Raw genomic sequence first — 24,815 nt, 5'->3', positions numbered from 1 at the left:
CTTATTCATCCCCCTTTCGTTGTTGGCTTTCATAGATTTCTTGGTAAACACTACAGGACTCAAGCAGCGTAGTGTGAGTTCCTTGCCCAACAATTTTGCCTTCATCCATAACTAAAATCATATCACTGTCTGAAACAGAACTAATTTTTTGCGCAATGCTGATTACCGTAACATCTTCATAAAGACTTTGAACGGACTCTTTGACGCGTTGTTCTGTAGCAGCATCCAAGGCACTCGTACTATCATCTAAAACAAGAATTTTAGGTTCCACAACCAGTGCTCGAGCAATACACATCCGTTGACGTTGACCACCCGATAAATTGGTACCACCTTGTTGGATTGGTGCTTTAAATCCCTCTTCTTGTTCCATGATAAAGTCATAAATCGAAGCTGCTTTCGTAGCACGAATAAGATCTTCTTGACTTGCATTTGGATTTCCAAGTTTCAGGTTCGACTCAATGGTTCCAGTAAACAGCACATTTTTTTGGGGAACAAATCCAAATTGACTGCGTAACGATTTCAAATCAAGCGTACGGATATCTTTTCCATCAAGGTAGATTGTTCCTTCAGTCACATCAATTAAACGTACCATGAGATTAATTAAGGTAGACTTACCTGAACCTGTAGAACCAATAATCCCGACATGTTCACCGGGTTTAATGGCAAAATTAATGTTTGTGAGAATATCATTTGCATCCTCATAATAACGGAATGAGACATTATCAAAATGAATATCACCTCGTGGATTTTCAGGAAGTGTATCCAGTATTGTTGCATTGGTAATATCTGGTTCAGTTTCCAACACTTCTTTCAAACGAATGACGGATGCTTTCGATCGTGAAATCATCATTAAAACGTTTGTGATCATCATCATCGAGAACATCGTAAAACGAAGATAGTTTATAAAGACGAGTAAATCACCAATATTAATTAAATGTTGATCAACAATAAGGAAACTTGAAATCCATACGATAAACAGTGTCGCAAAGTGAATTGCACCCATTAATGCTGGATTCATGACCACCATTAAATTCATGGCGCTGACGGAAGCATCAAACAACTCACCGTTTTCGTCTTGAAATTTGTGCGATTCTTCATCCTCACGGACAAAAGATTTAATAACTCGAATGTTCATGAGGGATTCTTGAACCTTTCGGTTCATCTTATCCACTTTATCTTGCAACTTAACAAATCGTGGAAATCCTTCTTTAATAACATAAAGCAAGACCAGTGATAATACCACAACCGCTCCTAACATTACAATGGACAGATCAGGACTTATCATATAGGTCATCACAACTGTACTGATGAGGAATACTGGTGCACGCACTAATAAGCGTAAGCACATCATAATGGTTCGCTGTAGAAAGTTGATATCATTCGTCAAACGGGTTACTAAAGAAGCCGTTTGAAATTGAGACATATTCTTTAACGAAAATGTTTGTACACGTTTAAAGATGTCTCGACGTAAATTTAAGGCGAAATTGTTGGAAGCTTGCGATGGAAAAACCAAACCAAGCATCGCAATGACCGCCCCGAGCAAGGCAAGCCCAACCATTTTCAGACCAACATTAAGGATTACCGTAAAATCTTGATTCGCAATCCCTACGTCGATAATTTGCGCCATCAATTGAATTTGATACAATTCGATGAAGGCGACACTACCGACAAAAATAATTCCCAATAATGCGATTGGGATCTCAGGTTTAAAATATTTAAAGAACGTTTTCATTTGTCTCTCTTGCCTCCAATCCTTTAATCATTTCTGTAAGTAATTCTTCTAACTGAAGTTGTTGTTCCGTACTTAAGTTCAGGAACATTGAATTGTTTATGGAATCAAAATTTTTCTTCAACTCGACAATCGTCGCTTCCCCTTTTTCAGTCAGGTATAGCTGACGACACCGTTTATCATCTTCCGGTATTTCCCTGCGAATAAAATCTCCTTGTTCAAGACGTTTTAGAGCTACAGATACTGTTTCCTTTGTAACCACAAGTATTTCTGCTAACTCTCTTTGTGTCAAACCAGGATTTCGATACAGCTCAAAAAGAAAACGTGGTTGCCCTATATAGAGCCCTAGAGTATCTAAATAGGCTTGAACAACACTTCGATGTTTTCGTTCTAATGCGCGATAAAGTTGTGATAAGACAGATTCCATAGACTTCTCCTTTAGTTAAACGACTAACTAATTATATCAAAAAAGAAAAAGACACTGTGATAAATAAATGAAAGCCGTCCTGAGACGGCTTCCTTAGTGTCTTTAGCCAATGAAGATCAGCCATAAAAGTCCATAGATCAATCCTAATACAAGGAGTAGCGCTGGTAAGAGTGTTACGATTGCGGCAATAATCATTGCCGTCGTATCATTTTTCTCAAACTCAACATCTTTAAACTTTTCTTGAATTTCTTCTTCAGTTAGTAATTTTCTTTTTTTTCGTTTATTCAACATAATTATTTCTTTAAATTACATGCAACGTAGTGGTTTTCACCAACACAATGCCAATCAACATCCGCAATTGCGTTTGTCTTAAAGTTATAGAAGTCATAAACTTCGTTTTCTGAAGAATAAAGATCCGCTTCAACTTCTTTACGATCTTTACGTCCACTAATATCCGTTTTTAAGAACGCGTTTAATAAGCGCTTCGTATATGGATGTTTCGCATCTGAAAAGATTGCTTTGATTGGTGCCGCTTCAACAATCTTACCACCATACATAACAATAACATCATCTGCCATTTGACTGATAACACCGAGGTCATGAGTAATAAAGAGAATTGATGTGTTGTAATCTGTTTTAAGATCATTCATTAGTTTAAGAATCTCTGCTTGAATAATAACATCAAGAGCCGTTGTAGGCTCATCAGCGATTAAAAGCTTAGGATTACATGCAAGCGCCATCGCAATCATAACACGTTGACTCATCCCACCTGATAATTGGTGAGGATAGTTTTTTAGAACTTTCTCTGGACGAGGAATTTTAACGGATGCAAGCATTTCCAGTGCGCGTTGACTCGCTTCTTGCTTAGTCATACCTTGGTGAAGCATTAATACTTCACTAATTTGACGTTCAACCGTGAAGACCGGGTTTAAACTTGTCATCGGTTCTTGGAAAATCATAGAAATATCATTTCCACGAACTTTACGTAATTGTTCTTCCGTATAATCCGATAGAACTTCACCGTTAAAGATAATCTCACCTTCATAGATACGTTGGTTTGATTCAAACAATTGTAAGATCGACATTGCTGTCTGACTCTTTCCACTTCCTGATTCACCAACAATACCCAATGTACGTCCTTCATCTACAGAGAAAGAAACACCATTAACAGCTTTTACCAAGCCACGTTTTGTATCAAAGTAGGTATGTAGGTTTTTAATTTCTAATAAAGCCATGCTTACATACCTCCTTTCTTATTTTTCGCTTCAGCATTGAGAAGACGACATGCTACAAAGTGATCTGGTGCCACTTCATACCAATCTTTATCAGCTTCACCAGTTTCTTCAAATGTGAAATCGAAAATGCCATTTGGAACAACTTTAAGAAGTTCCGCAATCTCTGCTTCATCTTTTTCCATTCGAGGAATCGCTGCAAGCAATTGTTTGGTATATGGATGTTGCGGATTACTGAAGATTTCTTCAGCAGGTGCAAGTTCAACCAAGTTACCAAAATACATAACACCAATACGGTCACTAATATAACGTACCACACCCAAGTCATGGGTAATGAATAGGTATGTTAAGTTGTGCTCATCTTTAAGATCTTGAAGTAAGTTAATAACTTGAGACTGGATGGATACATCCAATGCACTAACAGCTTCATCACAAACGATAAACTTAGGACGAAGCGCTAATGCACGAGCAATCCCAATACGTTGACGTTGTCCACCTGAAAATTGGTGAGGATAACGGTGTATAAATTCTTTCTGAAGTCCACATTTTTCCATTATATCAATAATGTATTCGTTGTATTCGTCACTGTTTGCATCCTTGAAGAGTTTATGAGCAATCAGCCCTTCTCCAATGATGTTTCCTACGGTAAAACGAGGATCAAGTGATGAATATGGATCTTGGAAAATAATTTGTAAATCCTTACGTAAGAAACGCATCTCTTGTTTGTTTAATGATGATAAATCGATACCATCATCAAGTAAAGATTCATATTCTTCAAAATTATCATGTGATGATAATTTTGCCTTCATTTCGTTAATAACCACATTAACGTCATCAAGCTCTTTTTGAGCTGCTGCTAATTTTTCTTTTAAACTTGATACATTACCATTTGCTTTTTTATCATGCATGGTATTGCGCAATGTTTCCATTTCAAGTTCTTTATGTAACTTCGCTACTGCACTCCCTTTTTGATATTTTGAAAGAAGCAATTTACTCACTTCGTTCAGATTATCATGAACAAGAAGTCCACCTGCAAGACGGAAAATATTTCCGTATGTTGTCTCATATGCAATCTTTAAAAGACGCAAAGATTCATTAAGTTCAATAAATTCTTCGCCTGATGTTCCTTCAATTTTTGATTCAAGGTCTTTAATCGCTTTGTATTCTGCATCATGTTTACCAAAAACTTTTGGTATTGATTTATATACTCCGCGTACGTACTCAGGCATCATTTCTTCAATTGTTTCACCATAATAAAGTGATACACCACCTGTTTGATCGTACAATTGAATTAATGTACGACCAAACGTGGATTTACCACAACCGGATTCTCCAACAAGTCCTAATGTTTCACCTTCAAAAATTTCAATTGAGATATCTTTGTTGGCTTTTACATATTCTTGTTTACGTTGGAAAACACTGGATTTTTTAATTGGGAAATATTTTTGTAAGTGTTCAACCTTTATGAGAACGCGATTATCTTTATTTTCCATTATATAATCCCATCCTTACTTTGTAATTTACTGTATTTTTCATTTTATCTACCATCCCCTACTTCTGGTTCGACTTCGGATCCATTGCATCGCGAAGTGCATCTCCCATTAAGTTAACAGACAAGGCTGTAAGCATAACGCAGAGTGCTGGTAGAAGCCATTGCCACCAGTAATTTTCAATAACTGTTGTATTTGCAACACCATTGAGCATATTACCCCATGATGGTGAAGGTGGCTTAACACCAAATCCTAAATATGACAATCCAGCTTCTGTAAGTAAGCTTGATGCATATCCAAGTGTCATATTAACAATAATAAAGTTAAATACACTTGGTAAAATATGGCGAATAATAATTGTTTTTTCTTTCAGTCCTAATGCACGTGCAGCAAGAACGAAATCTTTCTCACGTTCAGCTAGGATTTGGCCACGTACAAGACGTGCAACACCCGGCCAAGAGATTACCCCTAAAATAACCATAATCATCGCAAGACGTTGTGATTGTGTTGTTGAGGAAGGTAATAAAGCCGATAAGGTAATTGCAAGCGGTAAGAATGGGAAAGCACTAATAACTTCAGCAATACGCATGAGTAAGTTATCAACCCAACCACCGTAGAATCCAGCAATTAAACCAACAAGCACACCGATGAGGGTAGAAATAATCATTGAAATCGCACCAACTGTTAATGAGATACGACCACCATAAAGCAAGCGTTCTCCAATTGAGCGTCCCATGTCATCCGTTCCCAAGATAAAACCTTTGTTACCCCAACCATTAATTTGATTATCTTCGCTCACAGCAAATGATTGGAAATGATCTGAGAAAATTTGTTTGTTTTTAACGTTTGTTACTGATGATGGAACATCCGTTAAATTAAATTTACCTTCACCCCAAGCATAAACACTTCCAGATTCTGTAAGTGCGTTAAATGATGATAAGGTTGATGCAATTTGCACTACTTTACCATCAAGTTCTGGAATGCTTTGATATTTACCGTGTGCTCCCCATGTATGAACATTACCATCAGCATCTAAAGCCATTGCTGAAGTCTTAGTAAGTTCTACTTGAGTAACTTTTACAGAACCATCTGTTAATTCTGTCGGAATGGCACCTACTTCAGTACCACCTTGACCAAATGCTGTCAATGAACCGTCATCAAGTAAAGCGATGATGTTAAATTGTCCAATTGCGATATCTTTAACACGACCTTGGATGCTTTTCGGAATATTATCGAGGTTGTTTTCAAGAACACTACCCCATGTATAGATTTTTCCTGTATCTGTAACAATCGCAGTAAAACGTTTTCCTGCTGCTACTTTAACAATGTTGTCACTACCAAGTTCTTCCATGACATCAAATGGTAGTTCTGTTTGAGAGAATGTATTTTCACCTACACCAATAAATTGATTGTTTTCGGTGACTGCAACAACAAATTTATCTCCTGACGCAAGTGACTTAATTTTACTATTCTTAGTTTTTTCAACGATTTGATCCACTTTAAATTTCTTATCAGGGCGTTGTCCCCAGAAATGTACTTTTCCTGCATCATCTAATGCAACAGAGTATGAAGTACCACTGCTTATTGTATCAATGTTTTTGCCTTGTATTTCCTTGGGAATATTTAAATACTTTGTCCCAGGCGCTAAGTTATTTAATACTGTTTCATGATCGTATGAATTATACGGTCTAAATGTTGTGGTACCAAATACAACCACAAATATTAATATGAATGCTACAAGTCCTGTAACACCTAATTTATTTTCAAAAAAGTTTCTCGCAATTTGTTTTGATGGGCTAATTACCACATCATCAGCGATTAAATCTTCAAGTTCTTCGCGTCGTTGCCCACCGCTCTTAAACAGATTAGCAAACATCGATTTGATACTTGTCCAAAATGAATTTTTCTTATTGTTGTCCATATCAAAACCCCTAATCTAATTTAACACGTGGGTCAACCATCGCGTATCCAATATCCATAACAATGTTTGAAACGAGTGATAGGATTGCATAGAACATGTTCATTGCTAATACAAGCATGAGGTCACGACTACCAACTCCTTGAATCAAGACGTTTCCAATCCCGTTCCATGAGAAGATCTGTTCGGTAATTGCGGCACCCCCAAAAATACCAGCAATCGAACCTGCAAGAACCGTTACAACTGGAATTAGAGCATTTCTAAACGCATGCGAATAGACAATGACTTTTCCTGATAACCCTTTAGCACGTGCAGTACGAATATAATCACTGTTTAACACTTCAATCATTGCATTTCGGACATATCGAATTGTCGATGCAAATGAACCAATGGTTAAGGTGATAATTGGTAAGGCTGCATAACGGAACCATTGACCCACATATGCAATCCCTGTAGTTCCAGCAAGTGGCATCCCACCTGTAGGGAAGATGCTTAATTTAATTGCGAAGAAGTAAATTAACAAGATCGAGATTAACAATGTTGGCATTGACATTCCGACAAGTGAAAAGACTTGCCAAAACTTATCAAATTTTCCGCCACGATTCACGGCTGATTTAATACCTACAATAATTGAGATAACAAACGCAATTGTTGTAGAAATTATATTAAGAAATACTGTATTTTTTAGTGGTGTTGCAATAACCTCTTTTACGGGTTTATTTTTAGATGTTGAAATCCCTAAATCACCCGAAAGTGTGTTTTTTACCCAGCGAACATATTGTTCTGGGAGTGGCTTGTTATGACCGATGCGCTCTGCAGCTTCATCATAAGCCCTTTGGTATTGTACTGGATCTTTAATCGCTGGGTTTATCATTCCTATTACGGGATCACCAGGCATCATTTTCACTAATGAAAATAGCATGATTGAAATGATGATCACAACAGGAATCAACGACATAATCCGTTTTATCATATACTTAAACATCGTTTTTCTCCTTTTAACACGACTATAAGAAGTGCCGATTGACACTTCTTATAGTACTTACATTCAATTATAACTCAAATTATCCTTCGATTGAGATATATTCTATAGTTTTTGACCAGTCCATCTCTGGTGTTACTTTTTCTAAACCTTTAACTCGGTTTGACGCGATATCATGGTATAGATTTGAGTAGAGAGGAATTTGGAACAAGAGATCATTCCAAAGTTGGAAGTATTCTACAACTGCTTCTGAATAAGCTTCACGGTTTCCTGGTTCAATACGACGTACCTTTTCAATAGCTGCATCAAGTTCTGGATCTGAAATATCACTCCAGTTTAAACCTGTACCAACATATTTTGAATGGTTTTGCCATGGATCGTATAGTGATGTGAATGATGTTGCAAGGTTAAATGCATTAAAGTCATTCTCTTCACGTCCTTGCATGTATGCACCTAATGTAGCAAATTCTCCTTGCTCAATGTAGTATTCCATACCAGCTTTTTCAGCTGCAGGAACTAATTGAGAAACAATTAAATCTGTTACTGAGTTCTTTTCAGAACCAAAGTGTTTAACAACAAGTTTATTTCCATCTGCATCGTAACGAGCATAATCTTTACTTGCTTTACTTGCATCAAATGGTGTTACACCATCTTTTTCGAATTTGTAGATTGATTGATCGAGTAATTCGTTTGCTTTAGTAATGTTGTAAGTATAGTCAATAAGTGAACTTTCAATCTTGTCCTTGTTATCTTTATAGAACCATTGTGATAGTCCAAATGGTCCGTTAACTACAGAACCGTATCCACCAGCAATTTTTTGAACAAATTCGTTACGGTTTAACATGTAACCAATTGATTGACGTACTTCTTTATATTGAGTAGGTCCTTTGTTAGCTTTTAATGTGATGTTACCGAATCCATTACGTGGATAGTTAACTGTTTGTAATTCAAGTTCTTTTGCTTTATTGATGTATTCACCTTCGATGTTACCTGGTGATAAATCAACTTCACCTTTTTCGATCGCTTGTACTGTAACGTTTGAGTCAACTTGACGGATTACAACTTTTTCAACTTCAGGTTTTTTACCTTCGTAGTTTCCTGCATATTGATCATTTTTAACAAGAATTGTTGTACCATTTTCATAGCTTTCTAACTTATACGCACCGACTACTACAGTTGGTTTGTATCGTTCAGTTGTTGAAACATATTCAACAGCTGCTTGAATTTCTTCAGGTGTGTTGTCGAATGCATTTCCTTCAGCATTTAATTTAGCATCCTTAAACCAAACATGCATTGGTTCAGGTGAGATATCCGCTTTACTTGCTTCAAAGTAGTAAGGCAAGTTTGCTTTATCAATTGTTAATGAGAATGTGTTGTCATCGATTAATTTAACCCCTTCGAAAACTTTTGATTCCCCTGTACTATATGCGTTGTATCCTAAAAGTTCGTCTCCGGTACTTTCCATTGATGCAACTTTCATCCAAGCTGGATGTGTACGGAACAACATAGCCATAACGTAGTCTTTTGCTGTGATCTCTGTTCCATCAGAGTATTTGTTGCCACCTTTGATTTTGAAGGTATAAGTTTTATTTCCTTCGCTGTCTGCTTTTACTTCGTGACTTTCTACGAAGTTAGGATTTGGCTTGATCTCCGAAGTATCGCGATCAATATAGAAAACGCTTGCACCAACGTGCATTAAGTTAGTTGCCCATCGGTCATAGGCATTTGATCCGAACCCTGCCACAAAGTCACCATTTTGTGAAGCAGGGGCTGCAACCGTTAATGTACTGGATGAACCTTGTGATCCACAACCAGTAAGAACCAATAACGCTGCAACGAATGCAATCATTAATTTTTTCATGGTAATTCTCCTCCTTTTGTTGTCAAACATTGATACAGATAAGTGATACTGTATGAATGTATTATATAGGATACAGAAAATTTGTCAATTGATTTTTCAGTATATTATCAATTTTATGAAAATAAATCATAAAATCTATGAAACAATTTACATTTAGCGTATTTAAGCAAATAAACCACTAATTAGTGGGTTTAAAGATACAAATTGTGTGCTGGATGAAAATATCGTATGAAAATAAATCGTTAAATATCACAAGAAATCCATAGAACTCGTTGATTTGGCAAGTATTCTTGAAACAACTTTCAGAAATTTATGCAAGATAATACAAAATTATCATGGTTTAAATGAAATAAATAAAAAAAGGATGCTTTCGCATCCTTATTATATAGATTAAATATGAATTGGCAATCCGAGTGAAATTTCAGATGCATCCATAACTGTTTCTGATAGTGTTGGGTGAGCATGGATTGTTAATGAAAGATCTTCAACATTCATGCGTGCTTCAACAGCTAATCCGATTTCAGCAATAATATCACTTGCTCCAACACCGGCTACTTGTCCACCAAGTAGTAATCCTGTGTCTTTTTCTGATACAAGTCTTACGAACCCTTCACCTGCATTAAGTGAAAGTGCACGACCGTTTGCACCAAATGGGAATTTTGATACTTTAACTGTTAATCCTTGGTCTTTAGCTTCTTTTTCAGTTAATCCAACAGTTGCTAGTTCAGGGTCTGTGAAACATACCGCTGGGATTGCAACATAGTCGATTTCTGAAGGTTGGCCTGAGATTGCTTCAGCAGCAACTTTTGCTTCGTATGAAGCTTTGTGTGCTAATGCTAAACCTGGAGTAACATCACCAATTGCAAAAATATGTTTTTGGCTTGTGCGTCCTTGTTTATCTACAGTGATAAGACCACGTTCGTTTGTCTCAACACCGGCTACTTGTAAACCAAGATCATCCGTGTTAGGACGACGTCCAACAGTAACCATAACGTAATCTGCTTCGATTGTTGCTGGTTTGCCATCTACTTCATAAGTAACGACAACACCATCTTTTGTTTCTTTAGCATCTTTAGCCATCGCGTTGTTTACGATTGTAACGTCTTTTTTCTTAAATTCGTTTTCAACAAGTTTAATCATGTCTTTATCGAATTGAGGTAAGATTGAAGGAGCGCCTTCAAGGATTGTAATTTCTGATCCTAAGTTAGCATAAACACCTGCTAATTCTGAACCAATATATCCTCCACCGATAACAACAAGTTTCTTAGGAATTTCTTTTAATTTTAATCCACCTGTTGAGTCAATGATGCGTTTTCCAAATTTGAAACCTTTGATTTCGATTGGACGGCTACCAGTTGCAATTACACAGTGTTTGAATGTATATGATTGAGCTGACTCATCATTTACAACACGTAATTGATGTGTGTCATTAAAGAATGCTGTACCACGAATGATTTCAACTTTATTTTTCTTTAATAACATTGCAATTCCAGATGTAAGTTTATTAACAACTTGCTCATCTTTCCATGCTTGTGTTTTTGTGAAGTCAATTTTAACATTTTCAGCTGTAACACCGAATGTTTCTGAATTCATTGATTCTTGGTATCGATGACCTGCATTAATTAACGCTTTTGATGGAATACATCCAACGTTAAGGCAAACGCCACCAATATTGTCTTTTTCAATAATTGCTACCTTTTGACCTAATTGAGCTGCACGAATTGCTGCAACATATCCACCAGGACCTGAACCAATAACAATTGTATCTAATTCAAGAGCTAAATCTCCTACTACCATGTACTATTCCACCTTCCAATTAAGATTCCATTAATAGAAGCTCAGGATTGTTTAACAATCTCTTGAGTTCGTTCATGGCATTTTGTGCTAGGGCACCATCGATAATACGGTGGTCGAAGCTTAATGATAATGCTAACATATTTCCAACGCCGATTGTTCCATCTGCTAAAACAACTGGTTTCTTATCAATACGTCCTACACCTAAAATCGCTACTTCTGGGTAGTTGATGATTGGTGTAAACCAGAGTCCACGTGCTGATCCAATATTACTAATTGTAATTGAACCATCGCGCATATCTGCTCCAGCTAATGTATTATCATTTGCTGCGGCTGCCAATGTTGAGATTTCTTTAGCAACTGTAAAGATTCCTTTTGAATCAGCATTTTTGATATTTGGAACATATAAACCGTGAGGTGTATCTGCTGCAAAACCAATGTTAATGAAGTTTTTGTAAACAATTTCTTGTGTTGAATCATCAACACTTGAATTTAAGATTGGATATTTACGTACTACTGCAGTTAATGCCTTAACAATATAAGGTAAGAATGTTAATTTAACATCTTGTGCTGCTGCAATTTCTTTAAATTTCTTACGGTGATTTACAAGTTCTGTAACATCAACTTCGTCAAATAATGTAACGTGTGGTGCTGTTGCTTTACTTGTAACCATAGCTTTTGAAATTGCTTTACGTGTTGGAGTCATTTTTTCACGTGTCGTAGATCCTGTAACAACAACTGGAGCTGGTTTCGCTGCTGGTTTTGCTACTGGTGCTGCTTCAACGGATGTTGTTGCTTCAACTACTGGTGCTTCAACTACTGGTGCAGTTGCGCCGCCTGCGATAAATGCTTCAACATCTGATTTACGGATATGACCGTGTTTACCTGTTGCTGTAACAAGTGTTAAATCAATGTTATTTTCACGTGCAAATTGACGAATTGATGGCATTGCGAGAACGCGTCCAGCAATTTTATTCTGTGCGAAAGTTTCGCCATTTCCTGAAGCTTGTTGGCTTGCTGCTGCAACGGGTGCTGCTTGCGCAGGAGCTGCTGCTGGAGCATGTCCTTCTGCTGCAAATTCAACAAGTGGTTGTCCAACTGTTGCCACTGTACCGGATTCAATCATGATATTCATGACTTTACCTGATACTGGGGATGGGATTTCTTGAACAAGCTTATCGTTTTGAACTTCTAATAGTGGTGCATCTTCTTGAATGTCATCACCAACTTTTACAAACCATTGTACAATTTCACCTTCAGCGATACCTTCACCAACATCTGGCATATTGAATACAAATGATCCTGCAGCTGCTGCGGGTGCAGGTGCTGCTGTTTCTTCTTTAGCAGGTGCAGATGCAACTGCGCCTTCTGCTACGATTTCTACGAGATCGTCACCAACTGTTGCTACAGTTCCTGGTGCGACCATAATTTTTGTAATTGTTCCTGCTACTGGGGATGGAATTTCTTGAACAAGTTTATCGTTTTGAACTTCTAATAGAGGTTCATCTTCTTTAATTGTGTCGCCTTCTTTAACGAACCAACTAACGATTTCTCCTTCAGCAATTCCTTCACCTACGTCAGGCATTTTAAATATAAATGACATTATGCACTTCGCCTCCTAAATTAATCAAAGTTAACAATTTCACGTACTTTATTTGTGATGTCTTCTTCGTTTGGTAACCAATCGTTTTCAGCTAAACCAAATGGGAAAATTGTATCTGGTGCTGCAACACGACCTACAGGTGCTTTTAATGTAAGAATTGCGCGTTCTGCGATTTCTGACATAACATGAGCCCCTACTCCGGCTTGACGTTGTGCTTCTTGTACAACAACTAAACGTCCTGTTTTCGTTACAGATTCAATAATTGTATCTAAATCAATTGGTGAAACTGTACGTAAGTCGATTACTTCTGCAGAAATTCCTTCTGCTGCTAATGTTTCAACAGCTTTAATGGATTCACGAACCATTGCTCCATAAGTAATAATTGTTACATCATTACCTTCTTTTACAACATTTGCTTTTCCTAATGGTACTGTATAGTATCCTTCTGGAACTTCATCACGGAATGAACGGTATAATTTCATGTGTTCTAAGAAAACAACTGGATCGTTATCTTCAATAGAAGCTAAAAGTAAACCTTTTGCATCATATGGATTTGATGGGATAACCACTTTAATTCCAGGTGATTGTGCCATTAAACCTTCTAAGTTATCTGAATGGAGTTCAGGGGTATGAACACCACCACCGAATGGTGAACGAATTGTAATTGGCATGTTACGTGTATTTCCTAAACGGTAACGTGTACGTGCCATTTGTGCTACAACTGAGTCCATAACTTCGAATACAAATCCGAAGAATTGGATTTCAGGAATTGGACGGTATTTTTCTAATGCCAATCCGATTGCTAATCCACCAATACCTGATTCAGCTAATGGTGTATCAAATACGCGGTCTTCACCGTGTTTTTCTTGAAGTCCGTCAGTTGCACGGAATACTCCACCGTTTTTCCCAACGTCTTCACCGAAAATCAACGTATTTTCGTCACGTTCAAGGGCAATATCAAGCGCTTCAGTAATGGCTTGAATCATTGTTAGTTGTGCCATTATTTGTTACCCTCCTTGTTTTCAAAATATTCAATTTGTTCTGCAATTGTGTTTGTTGGTTCTTCGAACATATTTTTTAAGAAGTCAGAAACTTTTTGTTTTGGTTGTGAATCAGCAAGTTTAACTGCTTCTTTGATTTCATCATCAATTTGAGCGATTAATTCAACTTCTTTTTCTTCGTCCCAAAGACCTTTTTCTGTTAAGAAATTACGCATTCTGATCAATGGATCTTTTTTATCCCATTCATCAAAACTTGCTTGAGTTCTGTATCGTTTTGGATCATCACCTGAAAGTGAGTGAGGACCGAAACGTGATGTTAATGTTTCGATTAACACTGGACCATTTCCTTCGATTGCCCAATCACGTGCTGCTTTTGTTGCAACATAGACTGCTAGGGGATCCATACCGTCTACTTGAACACCAGGGATACCTGCAGCTGCTGCTTTTTGAGCAAGTGTAGGTGCTGCTGTTTGGACGTGACGTGGTGTTGAAATCGCATATCCATTATTTTGAATAAAGAACACTACAGGTGCTTTAAATGCTCCAGCATAGTTAAGACCTTCATAAGTATCACCTTGTGATGATCCACCATCTCCTGTATATGTAAATGCTACTTGAGCTTTTCCACGTTTTTTAAGTGCAATTCCAGCTCCTGCAGCTTGAATAATTTGCGCACCGATAATAATTTGTGGAGGCATTGCATTGAAATCTTCAGGGTAGTTATTTCCTTCAACATGACCACGGCTCCATAAGAATGCCTTATGTAGTGGTAATCCGTGTTTTACTAATTGAGGAATATCACGATATCCTGGGAACAAAATATCCCCCTTATTAAATGCAAAGTGGCTCGCCATTTGACTTGCTTCTTGTCCTGCAGTAGGAGCAAAGAATCCAAGACGTCCTTGACGTGCTAATGTAGTTGAACGGTCGTTTAATGCTCGTGACCATAACATAGTTTCAAAGAGTTCTACTAACTCCTCATCTTTTAAGTCTGGTAACATTTCTTTGTTAACAACTTTTCCAGTTTCATCAAGAATCTGGAATGTTGGGTAAAGCTTTTCAACATTTTTAAGTTGAGCAGCGAAATCCAACGCTTTATCTTTCTTAACTTGTGCCATTGAAATTTCCATTTCCCTTCTATATCTTGCTTAGGTCATTAAGTGGTAATGCCTAATTACAGTTTAAATGTAACACGTAAGCGCATTTCATTCAACGATATTGCTACTTTCGAGCAAAATTCATAGTGTTGTTTGAAACTAATCAAACATCAACTCTAATAATTCCTCTTTTGTGATAATACCAAAGTATTTTCGTAAATCCATTTCTGAAAGTACGGCATCGACATCACTTTGTTTAAAACGCGTTCCTTGGAGGCGTCCTTCAACATCCGCAACATCTTCTAAACCTAGGTAATCTCCAATAAAACGAACGTTATCAATGTGGCCTTCGCTTACATCCATCAAGACCTCAACGCGTCCGCCTGCAAATCGCTTACTGTTCTTTAGGTTGAACTCAGGGGAAGCACCGTAAATCCAATCCCATGTGCCAAATCGATTGATTGCTTCATATTCGATTTTCGCAATTTCTTCAGGTGCGAGAATAATTTCCGCATCTTGCCCCTTATTTGATAAAAAGTATTGTAACTCATCCCAGAAGGTTTTAAGATCTGTCCCTTCAGGTAAATGTTCCTTAATATTGGTTACACGTGATCGTACTGATTTCACACCTTTTGATGTAATTTTATCAGGATCAACATTTAACGCTTGAACCATATCCTCAATATTAACATCAAACAACAAAGTACCATGGTGCATTAACTTGCCATTTGCCATTCGTTGCGCATTTCCTGAAATCTTAAGGCCATCAATTAAAATATCATTACGTCCCGACGCCTCAGCATTGATACCCATACTTGCGAGCGCATCAATAATTGGTTGAACATACTTCTTATAATTGACTTTTCCTGGGTCATCCACATTAATCACAAATGTAAAATTAAGATTTCCAAAATCATGATATACTGCGCCACCGCCTGAAACGCGACGGGCAACCTTAATTTTGTTATCATCAATAAATTTTTGATTAATTTCTTCTACGGTATTCTGATTTTTACCAATAATTACCGCTGGCTCATTCTGCCATAGAAAGAAAAAATCCTCCTCACAATTGATATGCTTCATCGCATATTCATCAAGTGCTAAATTAAAATAAGGATTTGTTGATGGATTTTTTAAGTATCTCATACTTGTTACCTCACTCTCTATCTCCCACATCCACTTTCATTTTAAAGACCATTGCGATATAATTCAACTAAAGTGAATTTATATTTCACATTCACTTCGTTATCGTTTTGACAACTAAAAAGGAGATTAAATTATGGAATTCACATTACAAACACCCGCAATGATTTTTCCCGCAATTTCGCTACTTATGCTGGCATATACAAATCGCTTTGTGGTACTTGCAGGACTTATTCGAGACCTCTACGAAAAACATCAAGATTCTCCGAATAAACAGATTCTCGCACAAATTATAAACCTCCAAAAACGTATGAAATATATTAAGTCAATGCAAGTTCTCGGAGCCATGAGTTTTATTGGAGCGGTACTCAGTATGCTCCTAACCCTTTTTGCACAATATAACGAAGCAATGGTTACGTTTTCTCATATAATATTTGCGCTGAGTTTAGTGCTTCTCGTAATTTCTTTAGTTTATCTACTCAAAGAACTTTCAATATCGATCGAAGCTCTTACCATTCAATTACAAGATATTAAAAATAAAAACGAAAACAATTAGCACTTATGTGCTTTTTTTATGAATTGTAATCAAGGAGTTATTATGAAAACAACAATTTATCTTATTCGCCATGGAAAAACTTTATGGAATCAAGAACATCGAATGCAAGGATCAAAAAATTCACCTTTAACGGCTGAAGGAAAACAGCAAGCAATGTTTCTTCAAAAACGTTTAGAATCGATAGACTTTGATGAAGTCATCGTGAGTACCAGTGAACGTGCACAAGAAACCGCGTCACTCGTATTTCCACAAACACCAATTCGATTAGAACCAGGCATTCGAGAGATTGAAATGGGCGTTTGGGAAGGACAGGTGCATCAAGATGTTAAAAAACAGTATTCGGATCAATGGCATGCTTTTTTTAACGATCCGCTACGATACACACCCGTTGGTCCTGGCGAGCGATTTGAAGATGTACACAATCGCATCGTTCCAGTGGTCAAAACCCTGACAACTCAATATGTCGGCAAAACAATCGCACTTGTATCCCATCGTATAACACTTAAAGTATTAACGAATTATTTTATGAACCATAATTTGACATCCATTATAACCCAAGAAGATTTTGATTCAACTAGTCTCACTAAAATCGTTCTTGATGAAGACGGAACTCATTTAATTTATCGTAATGATACGTCGCATTACCAATTAAAAAATCTCCCGCGATTATAATACCTTTAAAGTTGACACTAAATAAAAAACACTATCGTGTTAATATTTAGTTAAATTTTGGAGGTATTTTTTTATGGGCAAACAAACGATAAGATCGTATGAAGATAAGTTAATGATTGTACAAGAGATTTTGAGTGGTAAATCATGTAGAAGTGTCAGTGAGAAATATAATGTTCGCACTGGCACAATCGCAAACTGGAAAAGAAAACTTATGGAGGGAACACTACATTTAGATAGACGCGGAAAGAAACCTGGAGAAGTAGAGGACATAGAAATTATTAAAAAGACTTATACTCTACTCATGAAAATCCGAAAAATGCAACACGAATAGAAAAATATCAGATTATAGATATTCTTAAAAAAGAGTACCCTGTTTCAAGACTGTGTGATGTATTGCAAATTGTAAGGCAAAGTTATTATAAGTGGTTAAAAAACGGGAAACCCGTTATGAATAATTTTAATTCTGCGACAGCTGATATTATATTAGGTGAACATAATAGATTAAACGGAGTATATGGAACAATGCGTTTAAAGTACCATATCGAGCAAGTGCATGGCGTTGTCTTGAACCATAAACTTATAAGGCGATACAAAAACGAACTGAATATCAAAACCAAAGTTAGAGTAAGACGTCCGTTTTTCGAAAAATTGAGAAAAGAAAAGAGCCATCGAAAAATGGCTCCTTACCTAATGAATGAAGACTTCACATCAACGAAACCCCTAGAAAAGCTTTCAACCGATGTCAGTTACATTCAATGTTCAGACGGATTACTGTATCTATCTGCTATTAAAGATCTCTTTAATAATGAAATTATAGCATATTCTCTCTACAAAAAATAACATTGAATTATTAAAAAGATACGATGAAGAGGCTTCCTAAGGCTAGTTCTAACATTGCAATGATCAATTCGGATCAAGGCTCTCTTTACTATTCAGGGTACTATATTGATAAATTGGAAAAACATGGGTATATAAGGAGTATGTCGAAACCTGGACATTGCTGGCAAAACAGTCCAATAGAAAATTGGTTTTCCCAACTAAAGGAAGAATGTATTAGAATCGATGGGAAATTAACAAAACAAGAAGCAAAAACAAAAATAAAAGGATACGTTCATTGGTATAATACCGAACGTATCCAGAAAGACCTTGGATATCTTAGTCCTATCAAATATAAATCTACTTTTTATTTAGTGTCAACTTGACAGGTACTAGTATCGCAGGAGATTTTCTAATGCATTAAACGATTCTCATCATTAACCAAAGTGATAAATTCCTTAACTGCATCAAAGATCATCTTTAATTCATCAGGATCCATATTCTCAATATCACTTGAAATAAAATACTCAACAATCGGTAAGACATCCCCTTCTTCCATCGATTCTTTGAAAGCAGAAACGAATAGAACAATACGTTCAGCAACCTCTTGGTTCATAATTTTTGTTTCGATTTCTAGTTTAACTTCTTCAAAATTATCTTCAATTTCAAAAAGATTTATCGGACGAAACGGCGGTATGACAATTTGAATACTGGAATCGTAAGGATTACGATTTACGATAATAACTTGTGATTCATGTCCTTGTTTCATAGAGTATCATCCTTTCTTTCATATTCTAACATACTTATATGTACATTGCATTTGCCTTAATACCAAGCGTATAATGATGAAAAGGAGTAACACTATGAAAAGAATCGATAAACTAACAAATCTAATGCAGGAATCACAACTGATCATCTCAGATAAAATGATGATTTTTTACTATACTGGACATCGTTTTGACGTTGGTGAGCGCATGATTGCACTCTTGGTCGGAAAAGACCATGAACCCATTTTGTTTTTAAACAAACTTTTTGAAGCACCGAAAGATATAAAAACAATTGTCTATGAAGATGGTGACGATACAACATCGCTCATCGAAAATTATCTCACCCACAAAAATATTGCAGTCGATGGGAATTGGGCTTCCCGCTTTTTAATCCCTTTTATTAATAAAGGATACACGGTTGTAAATGGTTCGCCTTACCTTGAACAAATTCGTACCCTTAAAGATGATTTCGAAATATCAACATTAATCGAAGCATCGCATCATAATGATCGCATTATGCTTGAAATGGAATCTTTGCTTAAAGTTGGTATGACTGAAATTGAACTCGCTGAAATTGTTCGCGAAAAGCAAAGCACAACACCGTTAACGGGGGTAAGTTTTGAACCCATCGTACTGTTTACTGAAAACATTGCCGATCCCCACGGTGTTCCATCAAGTCGCACCTTACGCGAAGACGATGTAGTACTGATTGACATGGGTGGCATATATCAAGACTATTGTTCCGATATGACACGATGCTTCTTTATGGGCGAAAACCCTGAGATGGAACATCTCTATAAAATCGTACTAGCCGCAAATAAAGCAGGTATTGAAGCAGTAAAGCCAGGGTCACGTTTGTCGGATGTTGATAAAGCAACCCGTGCTGTTATTGAAGCTGCAGGTTATGGTCCTTACTTTGTACATCGTACAGGACATGGAATCGGTATTGAGTGCCATGAAAACCTCGATGTTTCTTCCAAAAACGATCGAATCATTGAACCCGGAATGTGCTTTTCAATCGAGCCGGGAATCTATATTCCTGGTAAAGGTGGTATCCGAATTGAAGATCTTGTACACGTTACAAAGGATGGTGTCTTTGTAATGAATCAATGTAAAAAAGAGTTTAGCGATATTAAAAAGTGAAACACTTGTGAAATGAACTCGTATTAATTTACATCTCTATCTTTAGAAGGTATGATGTATATGCAGTCATAAGATTGTAATGCTTTACATCCCCTCAAAGCATTTGGCAGCCAATGGCTGCCTTTTTTTAGATAAAAAAAAGCTGGTCGTTAAAGGACCGGCTTTTTAATTTATCCAAATACAACATTAACAATCTGTTCAGTGGCATTACCGCCATAGGTGACATGATTTTCTTTCATCACTTTTGTCTTTGAAACTTGTTCTTCATAGTCCATCGATTTAATGTGCTCAATGAGATGTGTTTCATCTCGAATGATACCGCTTGGAATCACTGTCTCTAAGTCAATATAGAATCCACGTTTTTCAGAATACGCTTCATAATCATAACCAAAACAGATTACAGGTCTTTCAAGAACACAATAATCAAAGATAATACTTGAGTAATCTGAGATAAGCATATCTGAAATCATCATCAAGTCATTAACACGAGGATACATCGTTCCATCAAAGAAGAAATCATCAAAGGTAACACCCATCAATTCGTTGGTATACGGGTGGGTTCTTAAAATCACAACATACTCATCGCCCAAAGCTTTTTTCCAAACGTCACAATCAATCGGTGGCTTGATTTGGTAACTCTTACCAAAATCTTCACTATCACGCCATGTCGGTGCGTATAAAATCACCTTTTTGTCTTCTGGTATCTGCAAGTTTTTCTTAATTTCAATGACTTTATTAGGATCCACATGATACAATTCATCATTACGTGGAAGACCTGTAGGAATCATTGACTCTGGACGCGCATTAAAGTCACGATAATAAATCGGTCTTTCATTTTCCGCGCTATAACAAATATAATCTGTGTCAGACCAATCAAAATCAGTACGTCCCGCTACCGCATTCCCCATTTCATTAATTGCGACGCCGTGCCATGTATTAAGAAAGACGGTCTTTTTCTTTTTAAAATGTAAACCACGTTCAATATTAACACTGGTAATCCAATATTGTGCTTTCAAAGCAGTCTTGAAATATTGCCACGTATCCGCTTTAACAAGATCTGCCCCTTCAATGGATTGCGTAACATCATCAACAGCCCACACAAAACGATACTGAGCATATTTCGCATCCTTTTTCATATACTCATAAATTGCGCGAGGGCTATCATTATATCCGCGGGAATTCGCGGAAATTAAAATTAAATTTTCTTCGGTGCGAATAAACAATCCGATGAATCGAAAAATCATCGAGAGTGTCTTTGTAAATACAATCAACAATACTTTATTGTGCTTTAATATATAATCAAGTTTTTTCTTCATTCATAACCTCCTTGAAAGGCTTTATATACATGGGGTATTATACTATAAAATTCAGACAATTCCTATTACCTTTGAAATAAAGAAAAGGTGCATCACACACCTTCCTTTATTAGATTAATTCAATTGTTTTAATGATTTGAGGTTCTGTTGGCTTATCGTTGCGATCACGTTTAACATGAACAATCTCATCAACCACATCAAGTCCATCCACTAATTTACCAAAACTTGCATATTGACCATCTAAATGCGGTGCATCTTCAGCCATGATAAAGAATTGACTTCCTGCGCTATTTGGATCCATAGCACGTGCCATTGATAAAACACCTTTACTGTGTACTAAATCATTTTTAAAACCGTTTGAAGTAAATTCGCCTTCGATTTCATAACCCGGACCACCCATTCCAGTTCCATTAGGGCATCCACCTTGAATCATAAATCCAGGAATTACACGGTGAAAAATCAAACCATCATAAAACTTTTCTTCAATCAACTTCACAAAGTTTGCGACTGTTTTAGGCGCAATGTCTTCATAAAGCTCTGCTGTCATGGTTTTACCATTATTCATTGTAATTTTAATTGTTTGTGTCATAAAAATACCTCCGTGACAATCATAGCAAAAGTGCTATACTTTTACTAGGAGGAATTCTTGAAAGCATAAGGCGAATTAGTCTATTCCAACATCAAGGGTCCAAAACCTAAAAATTTTATTTGTAAGGATTAATATCATCAATCCTTACAGAGCGTTTGCGTTACTTTTCTTAGACCATGGTATAATTGAGATAAAGGAGCACATTATGTCACATAAGTATCGTATGATTAGTACTATAATAGAAGATCGTATTATGGATGGTATCTATCCATCTAATACAAAAATCCCTACAGAAGAAGCGTTGATGCAGGAATTTAATGTGAGTCGAAATACCATTCGAAAAGCCATTGCCCTCCTGTCACGACAAGGTTATATTATTTCCGTTCAAGGGAGTGGTATGTTTGTGCGAGATGTGGACCACATTAATGCGATAAACTTAGAAAACTTTCACGGTTTATCGTCAAATCATAAAAAAAATCGTATTGAAACGAAAATCTTAGATTTTCAAGAGATTATTGCCAATCGTGAGATTGCGATCGAGATGAATTGCGAAGTCGGTACCCAATTGTATTTTGTAAATCGGCTACGTATTGTGGATGGAAACCGATGGGTTGTTGAGTATTCTTACTTTAATCGTAATTTGATTCCCTATCTAAATCGAGAAATCATTGAAAACTCTATCTATTCCTATATACAAGAAGGTCTTCGACAAGAAGTTGGCTATATCGACCGCTTAATAGAGGCGTGTTCTTTAGATGATATTAATGCCGAGTTACTTGGACTTCATCAAGGCGACCCGGCTTTAAAGACTACCAGTAAAGCCATGCTTAAAAATGGAGAGATTTTTGATTATTCAATTGACTACCACCATTATAAATATGCACGTTTTTTGAAATTATCCAGTCCAATTTAAAAGGGAGCTATGCTCCCTTTTCTGCTTCTATCATGAATTTAATCTGTTGAAGACGACCTTTAAGCTGTTTTCGAACTTTCTGTTTAACAAAAGGAAGGCGATACACCATTTCGCCTTTGCTCTTTTCGTCATAAGAAGAAACAAACGTTCCATCTTTGTCCTCAAAAAATTCATAATGTGTTGTTACGTTTTCTTTAGGATTTTCAGATACAAACGCAAAATGTTTATAGCGATCATGAATGATAACGCGTTGTTTCAATTCAATTTCACGTCCATTCATGGTTTTAACTTTTGCCTTCATTTCTCGATGAAGCATTTTTTTAGGACTGCACTTGAAGAGTTTTGCGAATTCAAGTTCGAATCGATCCCAGGCTACTTCTAAAGGAGCCTCAATAAAAACTGTTTCTTTAAGCATACACTACCTCACTTTATTCTATTATAACGGAAAAAAAGATAAGTCATAGACTTATCTTTTGTAGTTTTGTAATGATTCGAGTACATCCGCATCGCATCGTTTACAGAATTCAGTTATCAGTGCAACAGTATCTGCATAATCTTTACGATGAATAATACCCAAGTGCGAGTGAATATAACGCGCAGGAATCGAAAGTGTTAGCGTAATAACACCATCATGAACTTTATGGATTTCACCGGAATCCGTTCCTCCAGCAGCTAAGATTTCAAACTGTGTGTCAATGTTCATTTCTTCCGCAAGGTCTTGAAGGTAGTAAAGCAGTCCTTTATGACCAATTACAGAGCCATCCATCACTTCTAAAGTAGCACCAACACCCATTTTAATACGGTTGTCTTCACCCGGAGTATCCGTTGCGATTGTGACATCAACAGCAAATGCGATATCAGGGTTAATTGTTTGTGCTGCAGTACGAGCTCCACGTAAGCCCACTTCTTCTTGAACTGTTCCAACAGAATAGATGTGTGATGCTGTCTCAACATCTTTAAGTTGTCTCATAACATCAACAACAATAGCAGCACCGATACGGTCATCCCATGCTTTTGACATTAAGAAGTTAGGATTAGCGAGAACATGAAAATCTGCCTTTGGCGTTACAGTATCCCCAACTTGAATTCCTAATAATTCTACTTCATCTTTTGATGCGACACCCAGATCAACAAAAACTTCTGTGATATCCATAACTTTGTTACGAACCGCAGGCGTCATCCCATGAGGTGCTTTTGATCCCGTAACACCAACATACATTTTACCGTCTCGTGTTTGAATTGTGACTGGTTGTGATAATAACACATGTGGCCACCATCCGCCGACTGGATGAATTCGTAAGAAACCATTATCATCGATGCTTCGAACAAGGAAACCTACCTCATCAATGTGCCCTGCCAACATAATTTTAGGCCCATTTTCAGCACCTTTTTTATGAGCAATAATTGAACCGAGGTTATCAAAGCAGATATCATCTGCACTTTCTTCAACCCAAGATTTAAAGACATTTGCAACATCTTTTTCATGACCTGAGATACCATTTGTAAGCGTAAAATCCGCAAGCATTTCTAAATTCACATCACCATATGCTTCTTCAAGCGTAATATTCTTCTTCATATCATTCTCCTATTTCTAGACTCTCACTATAATCCAATAATCCTACAGTATTAAGATGGTAATTATTATGTAATACAACATCTTGCATAGACGTAACCAAATCATCAAAAACAAATGAATCCCTTAATCACATGTAACGTCAATTGGTGGGAATGAAAGAGCCTCTTTTTTCTAAACTATCATATCACAA

Annotated in this window: 25 protein-coding genes; 7 read left to right on the top strand and 18 right to left on the bottom strand. The window is 36.8% G+C overall.

The features are described 5' to 3' along the window. Nucleotide 1 precedes the first annotated feature (1 nt). The 13 genes from NMG63_RS02440 to lplA form a co-directional block, all read right to left on the bottom strand. Complete coding sequence (locus tag NMG63_RS02440; RefSeq protein WP_254007374.1) at nucleotides 2-1,732, bottom strand: ABC transporter ATP-binding protein; 1,731 nt, start codon at nucleotides 1,730-1,732, stop codon at nucleotides 2-4. Beyond that, complete coding sequence (locus NMG63_RS02435) at nucleotides 1,716-2,156, bottom strand: MarR family winged helix-turn-helix transcriptional regulator (RefSeq protein WP_254007373.1); 441 nt, start codon at nucleotides 2,154-2,156, stop codon at nucleotides 1,716-1,718. Before NMG63_RS02435 ends, NMG63_RS02440 begins: the two co-directional genes overlap by 17 nt. 102 nt (nucleotides 2,157-2,258) lie before the next feature. Next, on the bottom strand, nucleotides 2,259-2,447 hold the full coding sequence (locus NMG63_RS02430) for a hypothetical protein (protein WP_003773029.1): 189 nt from the start codon (nucleotides 2,445-2,447) through the stop codon (nucleotides 2,259-2,261). Nucleotides 2,448-2,449: 2 nt separating this feature from the next. Next, complete coding sequence (locus NMG63_RS02425; protein WP_254007372.1) at nucleotides 2,450-3,391, bottom strand: ABC transporter ATP-binding protein; 942 nt, start codon at nucleotides 3,389-3,391, stop codon at nucleotides 2,450-2,452. A 2-nt stretch (nucleotides 3,392-3,393) separates the two neighbouring features. Continuing rightward, nucleotides 3,394-4,881 (bottom strand): oligopeptide/dipeptide ABC transporter ATP-binding protein, encoded by a 1,488-nt coding sequence (locus NMG63_RS09185; RefSeq protein WP_301332393.1) that lies wholly within the window; start codon nucleotides 4,879-4,881, stop codon nucleotides 3,394-3,396. 58 nt (nucleotides 4,882-4,939) lie between these two features. Continuing rightward, nucleotides 4,940-6,799, bottom strand: a complete 1,860-nt coding sequence (locus tag NMG63_RS02410; protein WP_254007371.1) for an ABC transporter permease subunit — start codon at nucleotides 6,797-6,799, stop codon at nucleotides 4,940-4,942. A 10-nt stretch (nucleotides 6,800-6,809) separates the two neighbouring features. Then, on the bottom strand, nucleotides 6,810-7,781 hold the full coding sequence (locus tag NMG63_RS02405) for an ABC transporter permease (RefSeq protein ID WP_003773025.1): 972 nt from the start codon (nucleotides 7,779-7,781) through the stop codon (nucleotides 6,810-6,812). A 79-nt stretch (nucleotides 7,782-7,860) separates the two neighbouring features. Further along, the gene (locus NMG63_RS02400; protein WP_254007370.1) at nucleotides 7,861-9,639 is read right to left on the bottom strand and encodes an ABC transporter substrate-binding protein; all 1,779 of its coding nucleotides are present in this window, start codon (nucleotides 9,637-9,639) and stop codon (nucleotides 7,861-7,863) included. Nucleotides 9,640-10,029: 390 nt separating this feature from the next. Continuing rightward, nucleotides 10,030-11,436, bottom strand: a complete 1,407-nt coding sequence (gene lpdA / locus NMG63_RS02395; RefSeq protein WP_254007369.1) for a dihydrolipoyl dehydrogenase — start codon at nucleotides 11,434-11,436, stop codon at nucleotides 10,030-10,032. A 19-nt stretch (nucleotides 11,437-11,455) separates the two neighbouring features. After that, nucleotides 11,456-13,036 carry a 2-oxo acid dehydrogenase subunit E2 gene (locus NMG63_RS02390; protein ID WP_254007368.1) on the bottom strand — a complete coding sequence of 527 codons (1,581 nt, stop codon included), beginning with the start codon at nucleotides 13,034-13,036 and terminating at the stop codon, nucleotides 11,456-11,458. Between the two features lie 20 nt (nucleotides 13,037-13,056). After that, the gene (locus NMG63_RS02385) at nucleotides 13,057-14,037 is read right to left on the bottom strand and encodes an alpha-ketoacid dehydrogenase subunit beta (protein ID WP_003773020.1); all 981 of its coding nucleotides are present in this window, start codon (nucleotides 14,035-14,037) and stop codon (nucleotides 13,057-13,059) included. Next, complete coding sequence (pdhA, locus tag NMG63_RS02380) at nucleotides 14,037-15,167, bottom strand: pyruvate dehydrogenase (acetyl-transferring) E1 component subunit alpha (protein WP_003773019.1); 1,131 nt, start codon at nucleotides 15,165-15,167, stop codon at nucleotides 14,037-14,039. The genes NMG63_RS02385 and pdhA overlap by 1 nt, the downstream gene beginning before the upstream one ends. Before the next feature lie 126 nt (nucleotides 15,168-15,293). Then, nucleotides 15,294-16,280 carry a lipoate--protein ligase gene (lplA, locus tag NMG63_RS02375; protein WP_013852671.1) on the bottom strand — a complete coding sequence of 329 codons (987 nt, stop codon included), beginning with the start codon at nucleotides 16,278-16,280 and terminating at the stop codon, nucleotides 15,294-15,296. Between the two features lie 133 nt (nucleotides 16,281-16,413). Between lplA and NMG63_RS02370 the strand changes: the two genes are divergently transcribed. The 5 genes from NMG63_RS02370 to NMG63_RS09195 all read left to right on the top strand — a co-directional run bounded on the left by NMG63_RS02370 (nucleotide 16,414) and on the right by NMG63_RS09195 (nucleotide 18,707). Further along, entirely contained in the window at nucleotides 16,414-16,833 is a 420-nt protein-coding gene (locus tag NMG63_RS02370) for a DUF2721 domain-containing protein (RefSeq protein ID WP_123171748.1), read from the top strand. A gap of 42 nt (nucleotides 16,834-16,875) precedes the next feature. Next, nucleotides 16,876-17,505 (top strand): histidine phosphatase family protein, encoded by a 630-nt coding sequence (locus NMG63_RS02365; RefSeq protein ID WP_254007367.1) that lies wholly within the window; start codon nucleotides 16,876-16,878, stop codon nucleotides 17,503-17,505. Nucleotides 17,506-17,578: 73 nt separating this feature from the next. After that, nucleotides 17,579-17,836, top strand: coding sequence for a helix-turn-helix domain-containing protein (locus NMG63_RS02360; protein ID WP_254007366.1), 258 nt, complete (start codon nucleotides 17,579-17,581; stop codon nucleotides 17,834-17,836). A 116-nt stretch (nucleotides 17,837-17,952) separates the two neighbouring features. After that, on the top strand, nucleotides 17,953-18,345 hold the full coding sequence (locus NMG63_RS02355) for a hypothetical protein (RefSeq protein WP_123171751.1): 393 nt from the start codon (nucleotides 17,953-17,955) through the stop codon (nucleotides 18,343-18,345). Between the two features lie 23 nt (nucleotides 18,346-18,368). After that, entirely contained in the window at nucleotides 18,369-18,707 is a 339-nt protein-coding gene (locus NMG63_RS09195; protein WP_367399271.1) for an IS3 family transposase, read from the top strand. A 26-nt stretch (nucleotides 18,708-18,733) separates the two neighbouring features. On the opposite strand, the gene NMG63_RS02350 is transcribed toward NMG63_RS09195, so the two are convergent. Continuing rightward, entirely contained in the window at nucleotides 18,734-19,090 is a 357-nt protein-coding gene (locus NMG63_RS02350; protein WP_003773015.1) for a hypothetical protein, read from the bottom strand. Between the two features lie 94 nt (nucleotides 19,091-19,184). Between NMG63_RS02350 and NMG63_RS02345 the strand changes: the two genes are divergently transcribed. Continuing rightward, on the top strand, nucleotides 19,185-20,231 hold the full coding sequence (locus NMG63_RS02345) for a M24 family metallopeptidase (protein ID WP_254007365.1): 1,047 nt from the start codon (nucleotides 19,185-19,187) through the stop codon (nucleotides 20,229-20,231). A 170-nt stretch (nucleotides 20,232-20,401) separates the two neighbouring features. On the opposite strand, the gene NMG63_RS02340 is transcribed toward NMG63_RS02345, so the two are convergent. Then, nucleotides 20,402-21,547 (bottom strand): CDP-glycerol glycerophosphotransferase family protein, encoded by a 1,146-nt coding sequence (locus NMG63_RS02340; RefSeq protein ID WP_254007364.1) that lies wholly within the window; start codon nucleotides 21,545-21,547, stop codon nucleotides 20,402-20,404. A 109-nt stretch (nucleotides 21,548-21,656) separates the two neighbouring features. Next, the gene (locus NMG63_RS02335; protein WP_123171755.1) at nucleotides 21,657-22,136 is read right to left on the bottom strand and encodes a peptidylprolyl isomerase; all 480 of its coding nucleotides are present in this window, start codon (nucleotides 22,134-22,136) and stop codon (nucleotides 21,657-21,659) included. A gap of 205 nt (nucleotides 22,137-22,341) precedes the next feature. Between NMG63_RS02335 and NMG63_RS02325 the strand changes: the two genes are divergently transcribed. Next, nucleotides 22,342-23,049 (top strand): GntR family transcriptional regulator, encoded by a 708-nt coding sequence (locus NMG63_RS02325; protein WP_301332392.1) that lies wholly within the window; start codon nucleotides 22,342-22,344, stop codon nucleotides 23,047-23,049. 7 nt (nucleotides 23,050-23,056) lie between these two features. Here the strand turns inward: NMG63_RS02325 and NMG63_RS02320 are convergent, their stop codons facing one another. Both NMG63_RS02320 and NMG63_RS02315 read right to left on the bottom strand, forming a co-directional pair. Further along, entirely contained in the window at nucleotides 23,057-23,464 is a 408-nt protein-coding gene (locus NMG63_RS02320) for an SRPBCC family protein (RefSeq protein ID WP_254007363.1), read from the bottom strand. 51 nt (nucleotides 23,465-23,515) lie between these two features. Next, nucleotides 23,516-24,625 carry a M42 family metallopeptidase gene (locus tag NMG63_RS02315; protein WP_123171756.1) on the bottom strand — a complete coding sequence of 370 codons (1,110 nt, stop codon included), beginning with the start codon at nucleotides 24,623-24,625 and terminating at the stop codon, nucleotides 23,516-23,518. Nucleotides 24,626-24,815: the final 190 nt, after the last annotated feature.

The organism is Erysipelothrix amsterdamensis (genome assembly GCF_940143175.1).
GTDB classification, from domain to species: domain Bacteria; phylum Bacillota_I; class Bacilli_A; order Erysipelotrichales; family Erysipelotrichaceae; genus Erysipelothrix; species Erysipelothrix amsterdamensis.
The sequence above is the reverse complement of the archived record's forward strand: the minus strand, read 5'-3'. Positions and strand labels throughout refer to the sequence as shown.

Coding starts and splice junctions, on each gene's coding strand:
- NMG63_RS02370 (WP_123171748.1), top strand. CDS start 16,414: ATGGAATTCACATTACAAACACCCGCAATGATTTTTCCCGCAATTTCG.
- NMG63_RS02425 (WP_254007372.1), bottom strand. CDS start 3,391: ATGGCTTTATTAGAAATTAAAAACCTACATACCTACTTTGATACAAAA.
- NMG63_RS09195 (WP_367399271.1), top strand. CDS start 18,369: ATGAAGAGGCTTCCTAAGGCTAGTTCTAACATTGCAATGATCAATTCG.
- NMG63_RS02325 (WP_301332392.1), top strand. CDS start 22,342: ATGTCACATAAGTATCGTATGATTAGTACTATAATAGAAGATCGTATT.
- NMG63_RS02385 (WP_003773020.1), bottom strand. CDS start 14,037: ATGGCACAACTAACAATGATTCAAGCCATTACTGAAGCGCTTGATATT.
- NMG63_RS02335 (WP_123171755.1), bottom strand. CDS start 22,136: ATGACACAAACAATTAAAATTACAATGAATAATGGTAAAACCATGACA.
- NMG63_RS02360 (WP_254007366.1), top strand. CDS start 17,579: ATGGGCAAACAAACGATAAGATCGTATGAAGATAAGTTAATGATTGTA.
- pdhA (WP_003773019.1), bottom strand. CDS start 15,167: ATGGAAATTTCAATGGCACAAGTTAAGAAAGATAAAGCGTTGGATTTC.
- NMG63_RS02350 (WP_003773015.1), bottom strand. CDS start 19,090: ATGAAACAAGGACATGAATCACAAGTTATTATCGTAAATCGTAATCCT.
- NMG63_RS02390 (WP_254007368.1), bottom strand. CDS start 13,036: ATGTCATTTATATTTAAAATGCCTGACGTAGGTGAAGGAATTGCTGAA.
- lplA (WP_013852671.1), bottom strand. CDS start 16,280: ATGAGATACTTAAAAAATCCATCAACAAATCCTTATTTTAATTTAGCA.
- NMG63_RS02400 (WP_254007370.1), bottom strand. CDS start 9,639: ATGAAAAAATTAATGATTGCATTCGTTGCAGCGTTATTGGTTCTTACT.
- NMG63_RS02320 (WP_254007363.1), bottom strand. CDS start 23,464: ATGCTTAAAGAAACAGTTTTTATTGAGGCTCCTTTAGAAGTAGCCTGG.
- NMG63_RS02405 (WP_003773025.1), bottom strand. CDS start 7,781: ATGTTTAAGTATATGATAAAACGGATTATGTCGTTGATTCCTGTTGTG.
- NMG63_RS02435 (WP_254007373.1), bottom strand. CDS start 2,156: ATGGAATCTGTCTTATCACAACTTTATCGCGCATTAGAACGAAAACAT.
- NMG63_RS02340 (WP_254007364.1), bottom strand. CDS start 21,547: ATGAAGAAAAAACTTGATTATATATTAAAGCACAATAAAGTATTGTTG.
- NMG63_RS02430 (WP_003773029.1), bottom strand. CDS start 2,447: ATGTTGAATAAACGAAAAAAAAGAAAATTACTAACTGAAGAAGAAATT.
- NMG63_RS02410 (WP_254007371.1), bottom strand. CDS start 6,799: ATGGACAACAATAAGAAAAATTCATTTTGGACAAGTATCAAATCGATG.
- lpdA (WP_254007369.1), bottom strand. CDS start 11,436: ATGGTAGTAGGAGATTTAGCTCTTGAATTAGATACAATTGTTATTGGT.
- NMG63_RS09185 (WP_301332393.1), bottom strand. CDS start 4,881: ATGGAAAATAAAGATAATCGCGTTCTCATAAAGGTTGAACACTTACAA.
- NMG63_RS02365 (WP_254007367.1), top strand. CDS start 16,876: ATGAAAACAACAATTTATCTTATTCGCCATGGAAAAACTTTATGGAAT.
- NMG63_RS02355 (WP_123171751.1), top strand. CDS start 17,953: ATGAATAATTTTAATTCTGCGACAGCTGATATTATATTAGGTGAACAT.
- NMG63_RS02440 (WP_254007374.1), bottom strand. CDS start 1,732: ATGAAAACGTTCTTTAAATATTTTAAACCTGAGATCCCAATCGCATTA.
- NMG63_RS02315 (WP_123171756.1), bottom strand. CDS start 24,625: ATGAAGAAGAATATTACGCTTGAAGAAGCATATGGTGATGTGAATTTA.
- NMG63_RS02345 (WP_254007365.1), top strand. CDS start 19,185: ATGAAAAGAATCGATAAACTAACAAATCTAATGCAGGAATCACAACTG.